Source organism: uncultured Empedobacter sp. (assembly GCF_937930195.1).
Classification (GTDB): Bacteria; Bacteroidota; Bacteroidia; order Flavobacteriales; family Weeksellaceae; genus Empedobacter; species Empedobacter stercoris.
This window is the reverse complement of record NZ_CALGVK010000142.1, coordinates 1-10,324: the sequence shown is the minus strand read 5'-3', so window position 1 is coordinate 10,324 and position 10,324 is coordinate 1. Positions and strand designations below refer to the sequence as shown.

Sequence of the window (10,324 nt, the reverse complement as noted above, 5' to 3'; positions counted from 1 at the left end):
AAAAAATATTTTCGCGATAAAATGGATAAAGTCAAAGTCTTGATTATTGATGAAATCTCGATGTTGCACCGAAACCAATTAGATGCTGTAGATTATGTGTTGAAGTTTTTTAAACAAAATGATGAACCTTTTGGAGGTGTTCAAGTCATATTTTCGGGAGATTTTTTCCAGTTACCACCAATTGGTGAAGAATGGGAGGAATCGAAAGATAAATTCTGTTTTATGTCCGATGCTTGGGTACAATCTAAAGTGCATATTTGTTATTTAACAGAGCAATATCGTCAAACGAATAATGCATTGAATGATATTTTGAATGAAATTCGTTCAGGGAATATCACCCAAAAAACAGTTGATTTATTAGAATCTCGAATCGAATATTTTCCAGATGAAATCGATTCTCAAACGCGTTTATATACGCATAATATGGATGTTGATCGAATTAATAAAGGTCAATTGATTAGTATCGATTCTTCTTCAAAAGTATTTGAAGCTAAAGTGGCAGGAAATCCTGCTTTAGTCGAGGTGTTGAAAAAATCAGTTTTAGCAGACGAAGTTTTAGAGCTTAAAATTGGTGCAAAAGTAATGTTTGTTCGTAATAATTTTGAAGTTGGTTTTGTAAACGGAACACTTGGAAATGTATCCGGATATACAGAAAAAGATGAACCAATCATCAAAACATTGGATGGAGAATTTTATATAGCAAAGCCTGAAACATGGGCCATTGAAGACGAAAGTGGAAAAGCATTGGCTTCATTTACTCAGGTTCCGTTAAGATTAGCTTGGGCAATTACCATTCACAAATCGCAAGGAATGACATTAGATTCGGCTTTTATTGATTTATCAAAAGCTTTTGAGAAAGGTCAAGGATATGTGGCATTATCTCGTTTACGCGATCTAAATTCGTTGATGTTGCACGGACTTAATCAAACAGCATTAGAAATTGACTCGTTGGCCATGAAGGCTGACAGACGTTTTCAGGTTTTATCGAATGAAATTGATTCGTTTTTAGATGAAAAAGAATTGCAAAATTCTTGGGCAGCTTTTATTCGATATTCAGGCGGAACATTAGATAAAAAGCAAATTGCAAAAAATATCGAAAAAAATAAGACCAAAGAAAAAGGTCAAAAGAAATCAACATACGAAATCACGTTAGAATATGTAAAAGAAGGTTTATCGTTAGATCAAATTGCTGAAAAAAGAGGTTTAACGTCATCCGCAATTGTTGATCATATTGGTAAAATAAAAGAAATCGAACCAGATTTGGATTACTCAAAATTCAAACCTTCTGACAAAATTTTAGATAAAGTTAGAATGGCGTACAGTGAAATCGAATTTGAAGAAAATAAAATTTTAAAACCTATTTATGACTATTACAATGGCGAAATAGGGTACGAAGATATCAAGAAAGCATTACTTTTTATTGATTAAATATGATGATGTCAGTTTAAAAAGGATAAATAACTGACAGAATTGGTCATATTACCCAAAGGAATAATTATTGCTAAATAGATAGCAATAAAAAATGAACGCTTTTTGTATAGAAAGCATCCATAATTTTAAATTTATGACAATAGAAAACAACCACGTAGTAGCTGTTAACTACTCATTGCATACCATCGAAGCGAATGGTGAAAAAGTATTTGTAGAACAATCAAATGCAAAAGAACCTTTGGCTTTTTTAGTTGGAGCTGGGATGATGATTCCAAAATTTGAAGAAGAATTAAAAGGATTATCAGCAGGTGATAAAAAATCTTTTGTAATTTCTCCAGAAGAAGGGTATGGACAAAGAGTAGAAGAAGCTGTTGCTCAGTTACCTTTAGATATGTTCAAAGAGTCTGGATTACCACCAGTTGGTGCTTTATTACCATTAACAGATGATGCAGGAAATCAATTCCGTGCAACTGTTACTGAAGTTACTGAAGAAGCAGTAATTGCAGATTTAAATCCTCCAATGGCAGGAAAGACTTTAGAATTTGAAGTAGAAATTTTAAACGTTCGTCCAGCAACAGAAGAAGAATTGTCTCATGGACATGCTCACGGAGTAGACGGATCAGCAACTCACTAAAAAATATTTCAAAGGCTATTTCAATATGAAGTAGCCTTTTTTATATCTATTTGTATCGTAAATATCATTATAATATAGATTAAAATCAAGTTATATTTTACAACTTCCTTCAACTAAAATCTTATCTTTGCAAAACAAACAAGATTACTTACAAACAAACATGAAAATAGCTGTATTTGTTTCCGGAGGCGGAACAAATCTTCAAAATATTATTGATGCAGTTGAAGACGGAACCTTACCAAATGTCGAGATTTCGATGGTGATGGCAGACCGCGACTGTTATGCAATTGAACGATCGTTGGATAAAAATATCCGAACGTATGTTTTAGACCGAAAAACTTTTTCGGAAGATGCCGAACATAACTTAGAAGGAGAAGATATTGATCTAATTGTTTTGGCAGGTTTTTTAACCATTTTATCTTCAGAATTTACAGAGAAATGGGGTGCTAAAATGATAAATATACATCCGGCATTGTTACCAAAATTTGGAGGTAAAGGAATGTATGGCGCAAAAGTTCACAAAGCAGTTTTAGAAGCTGGTGAAAAAACTTCGGGAGCAACGGTGCATTATGTAACGGCTGGAGTAGACGAAGGGCAAATCATTTGTCAAGGAACTTTTGAAATCGAAGAAAATGATGAAGTAGCAGATTTGCAACGAAAAGTGGCTGAAGTAGAAAGTGAAATCTACATCAAAGCAATTAAGCAAATTAGTGAAGCATAAATAGAAAAATACCTCAATGTGTTCTGCATTGAGGTATTTTATTTTTCCCGAAATAATAAACAAACAATAAACTTTAAAAACTAAAACAAAATGCAAAAACAGGCGCTAATCAGTGTTTCGGACAAGTCGAACTTGTTAGAATTTGCAAAATTCTTGATTGAGCAAGATTACAAAATTTTATCAACAGGAGGAACGTACAAACATTTACAAGACAATGGAATCGAAGTGACAGAAGTAAAAGATGTGACAGGTTTTCCAGAAATTTTAGATGGTCGTGTAAAGTCTTTGCATCCTGCTATTCACGGAGGTATAATGGCTCGTCGTTCAGATGAAAATCATATGGCAACAATTGCAGAGCACGGAATTAATCCAATTGATATCGTAATTGTAAACTTATATCCATTCTTCGAGAAGATGAACACAGGTCTTTCCGAAGCAGAAATGATCGAATTTATTGACATAGGAGGACCATCTATGTTGCGATCATCAGCAAAGAATTTCTATGACGTAACAGTTGTAACAGATGTAAACGATTATGAAGTGGTGATGAATGAGATTCGTGAGAATGGTTCTACTTCTATAGAAACACGTAAATTATGTGCTGGTAAAGTGTTCAACTTAACTTCTGCTTATGATGCAGCGATTTCTACGTACATTTTAGGTGAAAACTTTCCTCAATTTTTAGAGTCTTCTTATGAAAAGGTAATGGATTTACGTTATGGTGAAAATCCACATCAAAAAGCAGCCTATTACGTTGATAAAACGAAAAATGGGGCAATGAAAGATTTCGAATATTTACAAGGAAAAGAACTTTCTTTCAATAATATTCGTGATATGGATTTAGCTTACAAAGTGGTTTCAGAATTTGAAGAAACAACATGTTGCGCCGTTAAGCACTCAACGCCTTGTGGTGTAGCAATCGGAGAGAATGTGTTAGAAGCTTACGAAAAAGCATACGAATGTGATCCAATGTCAATTTTTGGTGGAATCATCGCTTTTAACAAAGAAGTTGATGGTAAAACTGCGGTTGAATTAAACAAAATTTTCTTAGAAATAGTTATCGCACCTTCATTTACAGAAGAGGCTTTAGAGATTTTCAAACAAAAGAAAAATGTACGCATCATCAAAGTTAAAAATCCAGTTTCGGATAAAGTAACTTACGTAAAAGTTGATGGAGGTTTAATTGTTCAATCGACAGATAACCAATTTTCAACAGATCTTAAAGTGGTAACAGATGTGCAACCTACAGATCGTCAAATGACAGATTTAGTTTTTGCTCAAAAAATTGTAAAATGGGTAAAATCGAATGCAATTGTTGTTGCAACGAATGGTCAAGCTTACGGTATTGGAGGTGGTCAAACGAATCGTATTTGGGCGGCTCAGCAAGCAATTTCTCGTGCGAAAGAAAAAGTGGAAGAAGATTTAGTTTTAGCTTCTGATGCCTTTTTCCCTTTCCGTGATGTAGCTGATTTTGCTGCTGAAAACGGAATCAAAGCGATTATTCAACCAGGTGGATCAATCAAAGATCAAGAGTCAATTGATGCTTGTAATGAGAAAAACATCCCAATGGTATTTACAGGAATGAGACATTTTATGCATTAATTGATAATCAGTTAATGTACTAATTTGAAAATTCGTCAATTCGAGTGTTTTCGTAGAAAATGTATCGAGAATAGAATTTTCGTTTATTATTATTCACTTTTCATTTAAAAATAAAACAAATGAACACAAAAATATTAATCATCGGTTCTGGTGGTCGCGAGCACGCAATTGGGTGGAAATTTGCTGAGGATTTCAAACGAAAAGGACAAGAATTAGAATTGTTCTTTATTCCAGGAAACGCAGGTACGGCGCAAATAGGTACGAATGTTTCAGTTTCTTCGATTGAAGAGATGAAGGATTTTGCAAAGGAAAATCAAATCGATTTAACTTTTGTAGGTCCAGAAGCAGAATTATCGGAAGGAATTGTTGATATTTTTCAGAAAGAAAATTTAAATGTTTTTGGACCACATAAAGATGCCGCTCAATTGGAAGCTTCTAAAGCTTTTGCGAAAGATTTTATGGATCAATATGGTGTGAAAACTGCGAAATATAAAAATTTTCAAGGACCAATGTTGGCGATTGATTATTTAAAAGAACAAGAATATCCAATTGTTGTAAAAGCTTCTGGTTTAGCTGCAGGAAAAGGTGTTATTATCTGTCAAGATTTCGATGAAGCTAAACAAGCTGTCTTAGATATTATGGAAGATAAAACCTTTGGAGATGCAGGAAATGAAGTGGTAATCGAAGAATATTTAGAAGGTTTTGAAGCGTCTATTTTATCTTTTTTCAATGGAAAGAAAATCGTTCCGTTTGTATCAGCAAAAGACCACAAAAAAATTGGTGAAGGAGAAACTGGTTTAAACACTGGTGGAATGGGCGTTATTGCTCCAAATCCATTGTTTACGGACGAGCATTTCAAAATGTTCGAAGAAGAAATTATGGAACCAACTAAATGTGGTTTGATCAAAGAAGGATTAGAGTTCGCCGGAGTAATTTTCTTTGGATTGATGATTACAACAAAAGGTGTTTATTTGTTAGAATATAACCTAAGAATGGGCGATCCAGAAACGCAAACAACTTTACCTTTATTAGAAAATGATTTATTTGATGCGGTTAACAAAGCAATCAAAGGTGAAGACTTTAACTTGAATTTCAAAAATCAACATGCATGTTGTGTAGTGATGGTTTCGGGCGGATACCCAGGGAATTATGACAAAGGTTTTGAGATTCGTGGTTTACAAAATGTAACTTGTCCTAATTTTATTGCAGGAGCCAAGTTGTCAGAAGATCAAATTGTGACTTCTGGCGGACGTGTAATTAATGTTGTTGGTTTAGGAGATACGTTAGAACAAGCACGAGAAACAGCTTATGAAAACATCAAGAAAGTACATTTTGATTACGAATATTACCGAAATGATATTGGAGTAATTCAATAAAAAATACAGTTTATATGATTAAAAAATGCGTTTCATTTGAAACGCATTTTTAGTTTATTCTGAAAATTCGACGTGATAAACATCGCTTTTATTTCGATTTATTTTTCGGTATTCAAACCCTCCAGCTTGAGGGATAATTTCGACAAGATCAAACGATCGACAACTTTTTGGTAAACCATTAAAGATTAAAGTAAAATTTAAAGAAGATTTTTCTTCGATATATGTCCAATTTGGATACATTGTAATTCCGTCTGCAAAAACCAATTGACAACGTTTTCCTGATTGATTATCAATTATAAAAGTAGATGGCCAAATCCGAGCTGCATTTGCATATTCGTCAGCATTCATACAACAATGTATAATGACTTGACTTTCTTCTTCTATATTTGTTAAAAGTTCAGTATCAATAAAAATTTTCTCTTCAAGAATAGTTGCACTCATTATTTTGCAATTTTTTTGATGTACAATTCTTCTACTTTTTTTCGTGCCCAATCTGTTTTTCGAAGAAATTTTAAAGAAGATTTTAAACTCGGATTATCATTAAAACATTTGATGTTTATTTGATTACCTAAACCTTCCCATCCACCATAATAAATGATTAATTCTTCGATAATATCGTCTAATCGTTTTCCGTGTAATGGATTATTTTTTTGACTTTCCATTTTGCAAAATTACGAAAAATGTTTTTGTTGAATTTAAGATAAAATAATCTTTCTAAAACTCGTACTTTTCTTCCAATTGTTTTGCTAAAAGAAGAATATCATCTACGCGAGCTAATTGTTCGATCCAATGAGAAGGTATAGTTTCTATTCCATAAAAAATTCCGGCTATTCCGCCAGCAATACATGCAGTTGTATCGGTGTCATGTCCTAAATTAACAGCTTTTAAAACACAGTTTTTATACGAATCGGTATGTAATAAACACCAAATAGAAGCTTCTAAACTATCAATCACATAACCCGTTGAATTTATATCATCTTCTTTTAGATCAATTAGTTTTCCACTTAAAATTCGATCAAAGTATGTAAGCTCTTTTTTATAGATTTCATTTTCTTCTAAAAATAATTTCAACCAAAAATTAGTATTCAAATATGCTTCTTCCAAATTTTCAGCATCCAAAGTGTTCAATGCAAATTCAATATAATAAACACAAGCTAAAATAGAACGATTGTGTGCATGCGTAATAGACGAAACTTCTTTTACAATTTCGAAACGTTCTTCAATCGATAAATCTTTTGTAAAAACAGCCAAAGGTAAAATGCGCATCAACGAACCATTTCCATTGTCACCTTCCTCTTTAGAACCAGCTTCACTTGGATGTTTTACTACTCGTAGGCGATTAATCGCTTTTCTTGTCGTAATTCCAACATCAAAAACTTCACCGTCAGCAGTCCAGTAACCTTCGTGCATCCACATCTGAAATTTTTCTGCAATATCGTTAACATTGTATCCATTACAAAGCGATTCGGCCAAACAAAACATCAACGAGCTGTCATCGGAAAAAGTTCCGGGAGGCATATTGTAAGTTCCATAACCTATCATATCTGTTATTGGATTTTTCTGTAAATCTTGCCTACTTTTAAACTCAACTGGCACTCCTAATGCATCAGCAACGGCTGATCCAATTAATATATTTTTCGAAAAATATCTACTATTCATTTCTACTATTTTATGAATTGAAAATACTTGTTTTTTTTGAATATATCCAAATTATTTTTAAAATATTATGAATTAATCATAATAAATTTATCTATTTCGGATAAAACATTAAAAAAGTTATAATAGACATCAAAGTATGAGTCGACTTGTCAGTTTTGTTAAAATTGGAACTGATTTTGATTGATTTAAATCACAAAACTTATAAATTACTATGGCTTTTATAGATTATTATACAACATTAGGTTTGCAAAAAAACGCATCACAAGATGAGATAAAAAAAGCGTATCGGAAATTGGCGCGTAAGTATCACCCTGATCTTAATCCCAATAATGAAGAAGCTGCACATAAATTTAAAGAATTAAACGAAGCAAACGAAGTGCTGAGCGATCCAGAAAAACGTAAAAAATACGATAAGTATGGGGAAAATTGGCAACATGGAGAAGAATATGAAAAAGCTCGTCAACAACATCAACAATATCAATATAGTAATAGAGATTTTGATGGAGCTGAAGGATTCGATGATTTTGATGGTTATTCAGATTTTTTTAGTTCGATGTTTGGACGCGAAGGTAGAAGCCGTTCAACAGGTTATAAAGGACAAGATGTAAATGCCAGTTTGACATTGAATTTGACAGATACGTTGACTTCTCACAAACAAACTTTCGCTGTAAATGGTAAAAATATTCGAATTACAATTCCTGCAGGTGTAGAAGATGGACAAACAATTAAGATAAAAGGTCATGGCGGGAAAGGCTATAACAATGGTCCGAATGGAGATTTGTATATCACATTTCATATTCAAAATAATACACAGTTTGAAGTGAATGGTGCGGATTTATCGACAACCGTTGAGGTGGATATGTACGACGCAATACTGGGAGGAGAAGTGATGATTGATACACTTTCTGGAAAAGTAAAAGTGCCAATTAAAGAAGGAACAGAAAATAATAAAAAGGTAAAATTGAAAGGAAAAGGTTTGCCAATTTATAAGAAAGAGAATCAGTTTGGAGATTTGTATGTGACATTTTCTGTCAAAATTCCGACGCAATTATCGGTCGAAGAGAAAGAATTATTCGAGAAATTACGTTCAATTAAAAAAGTATAAAACCATGAAAAACATCACAATATCAGTTGTTCAATATTGTCAATATCATCAGATTGAACCTCAATTTTTAATTGATTTATACAAGAATGATTTAGTCGTTTTACACGAACGTAACCAAGAATATTTTATCGAAGAAAATGATTTGAAATTAATCGAACGATTTATTCAATTTCATTATGATTTAGGCGTTAATTTAGAAGGTTTAGAAGTGATTCATCATTTGTTGAAACAAATAGAAACATTACAAAAACAATTAAAATAATCGAAATCAAAAACAACCTTTGCAGATAAATGCAAAGGTTGTCTTATTTTTGCATAAATATTTTTGTATGGATACTCCCGAAAAAAAGAGTAAATTAAAAAAATTACATTCGCGCAATCGTCATTTAGCGCCTTATAATTTTGAGAAACTATGTGCTATTCATCCAGCACTTTCTAAATATATCAAACCAAATAAAGAGAACGAACCAACGATTAATTTTTCGGACAGAGAAGCAGTAAAAGCGTTAAACAAAGCTTTGTTAAAAACGTATTACGATATTGATTATTGGGAATTACCAAAAGATAACTTATGTCCACCTATCCCAGGTCGTGCAGATTATATTCATTATATCGCAGATATTTTGGGCGAAGGTTTTGATGGAGTAATTCCACGCGGAAAAGACGTAAGAGTTTTAGATATTGGAGTTGGTGCGAATTGTATTTATCCGATTATTGGAAATCACGAATATGATTGGAATTTTGTAGGAGCAGAATTGGATTATGCATCTTTCAAAAATGCGGAAGAAATCGTGAAGAAAAATACACGATTACGCAATAAAGTAGAGATAAGAATGCAATTTAATCCAAATAATATTTTTAAGAATATTATAAAACAAGGTGAAAAATTCGACATTACGATTTGTAATCCGCCATTTTTTAGATCAAATCAAGAAGTGATGGAACAAACCATGCGTAAATTGAAAAATTTAGGTCAAAAATCGGATCAAAAACCTATTCAAAACTTTGGTGGAAATAATTCAGAACTTTGGTGTAGAGGTGGAGAGCGTTTATTTATCACTAAAATGATTAAAGAAAGTACAGATTTCAAACATCAAGTAAAATGGTTTACAACTTTAGTTTCTAAGAAAGAGAATGTTCGAATTTTAGAAGGAATTTTGAAACGTGAAAAAGTAAGAGATTACAGAATTGTAAATATGCAACAAGGAAATAAAGTTTCTCGTTTGTTGGTTTGGAGATTTTAAACCATTTATTTAAAATTATTCCAAATTTTTTAAATAAATAGTTTAGGATTAATAATTTTTTACCTTGGGAAAATAAAATTAATCAAAAATGAAATCGAATAAAATTGTAGCTTCTTTGGGAGCAGCAGCTTTGATGTTTAGTATTTTTTCTTTTACAACTTCTCGTCAAATTGATACAGGAAAAGCAATTGCAACTTCTGAATGGAAAAATTTAAAAGTTTTACCACAAAATATTTCTGAAGATAGTTTGAAAGGTTTGATGCGTGGATATAATGATGCCTTAGGCGTAAAATGTAATTTTTGCCATGCGGCGAATCCTGAAACAGGAAAGTTAGATTTTTCGAGCGATGCAAAAAAAGAGAAAGAATTTGCTCGTCATATGATTGTAATGACACGCGAAATAAACGCTAAAAATTTCAACTGGGAAAATGCAAATAATCCTGAAATGATTAATGTTGTAACATGTATCATGTGTCACAGAGGAAACGAAAGTCCTACAAAATCATTGAAAGAAACAGCTGAAGTAAAAAGTGTAACGGAAGTTACGAAGCC

The 10,324-nt window shown here is 32.5% G+C and carries 12 protein-coding genes; 9 read left to right on the top strand and 3 right to left on the bottom strand.

The genetic code is table 11. The annotated features are described in order from the left end of the window. The 5 genes from Q0616_RS08280 to purD all read left to right on the top strand — a co-directional run. A partial coding sequence (locus Q0616_RS08280; protein WP_298776404.1) for a helix-turn-helix domain-containing protein occupies nucleotides 1-1,428 on the top strand: 1,428 nt, incomplete at its 5' end. 136 nt (nucleotides 1,429-1,564) lie between these two features. After that, nucleotides 1,565-2,065 carry a peptidylprolyl isomerase gene (locus Q0616_RS08275; RefSeq protein ID WP_171621997.1) on the top strand — a complete coding sequence of 167 codons (501 nt, stop codon included), beginning with the start codon at nucleotides 1,565-1,567 and terminating at the stop codon, nucleotides 2,063-2,065. A 160-nt stretch (nucleotides 2,066-2,225) separates the two neighbouring features. Further along, on the top strand, nucleotides 2,226-2,786 hold the full coding sequence (gene purN / locus Q0616_RS08270) for a phosphoribosylglycinamide formyltransferase (RefSeq protein ID WP_171621996.1): 561 nt from the start codon (nucleotides 2,226-2,228) through the stop codon (nucleotides 2,784-2,786). A 90-nt stretch (nucleotides 2,787-2,876) separates the two neighbouring features. Further along, nucleotides 2,877-4,388: a bifunctional phosphoribosylaminoimidazolecarboxamide formyltransferase/IMP cyclohydrolase gene (gene purH, locus Q0616_RS08265; RefSeq protein ID WP_225539299.1), complete on the top strand. Its 1,512-nt coding sequence runs from the start codon at nucleotides 2,877-2,879 to the stop codon at nucleotides 4,386-4,388. A gap of 119 nt (nucleotides 4,389-4,507) precedes the next feature. Beyond that, nucleotides 4,508-5,764, top strand: coding sequence for a phosphoribosylamine--glycine ligase (purD, locus tag Q0616_RS08260; protein WP_225541676.1), 1,257 nt, complete (start codon nucleotides 4,508-4,510; stop codon nucleotides 5,762-5,764). Nucleotides 5,765-5,818: 54 nt separating this feature from the next. Here the strand turns inward: purD and Q0616_RS08255 are convergent, their stop codons facing one another. Genes Q0616_RS08255 through Q0616_RS08245 form a run of 3 tightly spaced genes read right to left on the bottom strand, consistent with a single transcriptional unit; the run spans nucleotide 5,819 to nucleotide 7,423 of the window. After that, nucleotides 5,819-6,205, bottom strand: a complete 387-nt coding sequence (locus tag Q0616_RS08255; RefSeq protein ID WP_171621993.1) for a hypothetical protein — start codon at nucleotides 6,203-6,205, stop codon at nucleotides 5,819-5,821. After that, complete coding sequence (locus Q0616_RS08250; protein WP_171621992.1) at nucleotides 6,205-6,426, bottom strand: VF530 family DNA-binding protein; 222 nt, start codon at nucleotides 6,424-6,426, stop codon at nucleotides 6,205-6,207. Before Q0616_RS08250 ends, Q0616_RS08255 begins: the two co-directional genes overlap by 1 nt. Nucleotides 6,427-6,478: 52 nt before the next feature. Next, nucleotides 6,479-7,423, bottom strand: a complete 945-nt coding sequence (locus Q0616_RS08245; RefSeq protein ID WP_298776395.1) for an ADP-ribosylglycohydrolase family protein — start codon at nucleotides 7,421-7,423, stop codon at nucleotides 6,479-6,481. Between the two features lie 211 nt (nucleotides 7,424-7,634). Here Q0616_RS08245 and Q0616_RS08240 point away from each other — a divergent pair, with 211 nt between their 5' ends. From Q0616_RS08240 to Q0616_RS08225, 4 genes are all read left to right on the top strand, one after another. After that, nucleotides 7,635-8,528: a DnaJ C-terminal domain-containing protein gene (locus Q0616_RS08240; protein ID WP_260543775.1), complete on the top strand. Its 894-nt coding sequence runs from the start codon at nucleotides 7,635-7,637 to the stop codon at nucleotides 8,526-8,528. Between the two features lie 4 nt (nucleotides 8,529-8,532). Then, nucleotides 8,533-8,790, top strand: coding sequence for a chaperone modulator CbpM (locus Q0616_RS08235; RefSeq protein ID WP_171621988.1), 258 nt, complete (start codon nucleotides 8,533-8,535; stop codon nucleotides 8,788-8,790). Nucleotides 8,791-8,857: 67 nt separating this feature from the next. Then, nucleotides 8,858-9,772: a 23S rRNA (adenine(1618)-N(6))-methyltransferase RlmF gene (gene rlmF / locus Q0616_RS08230; RefSeq protein WP_260543772.1), complete on the top strand. Its 915-nt coding sequence runs from the start codon at nucleotides 8,858-8,860 to the stop codon at nucleotides 9,770-9,772. 88 nt (nucleotides 9,773-9,860) lie between these two features. Beyond that, nucleotides 9,861-10,324 (top strand): c-type cytochrome (locus Q0616_RS08225; protein WP_298776390.1); only part of this gene is annotated, 464 nt, incomplete at its 3' end.

What these genes read in the sequence shown, in the direction of transcription:
- Q0616_RS08240 (WP_260543775.1), top strand. Translation starts at nt 7,635, where the DNA reads ATGGCTTTTATAGATTATTATACAACATTAGGTTTGCAAAAAAACGCA.
- Q0616_RS08255 (WP_171621993.1), bottom strand. Translation starts at nt 6,205, where the DNA reads ATGAGTGCAACTATTCTTGAAGAGAAAATTTTTATTGATACTGAACTT.
- purN (WP_171621996.1), top strand. Translation starts at nt 2,226, where the DNA reads ATGAAAATAGCTGTATTTGTTTCCGGAGGCGGAACAAATCTTCAAAAT.
- Q0616_RS08250 (WP_171621992.1), bottom strand. Translation starts at nt 6,426, where the DNA reads ATGGAAAGTCAAAAAAATAATCCATTACACGGAAAACGATTAGACGAT.
- Q0616_RS08235 (WP_171621988.1), top strand. Translation starts at nt 8,533, where the DNA reads ATGAAAAACATCACAATATCAGTTGTTCAATATTGTCAATATCATCAG.
- Q0616_RS08245 (WP_298776395.1), bottom strand. Translation starts at nt 7,423, where the DNA reads ATGAATAGTAGATATTTTTCGAAAAATATATTAATTGGATCAGCCGTT.
- Q0616_RS08275 (WP_171621997.1), top strand. Translation starts at nt 1,565, where the DNA reads ATGACAATAGAAAACAACCACGTAGTAGCTGTTAACTACTCATTGCAT.
- rlmF (WP_260543772.1), top strand. Translation starts at nt 8,858, where the DNA reads ATGGATACTCCCGAAAAAAAGAGTAAATTAAAAAAATTACATTCGCGC.
- purD (WP_225541676.1), top strand. Translation starts at nt 4,508, where the DNA reads ATGAACACAAAAATATTAATCATCGGTTCTGGTGGTCGCGAGCACGCA.
- purH (WP_225539299.1), top strand. Translation starts at nt 2,877, where the DNA reads ATGCAAAAACAGGCGCTAATCAGTGTTTCGGACAAGTCGAACTTGTTA.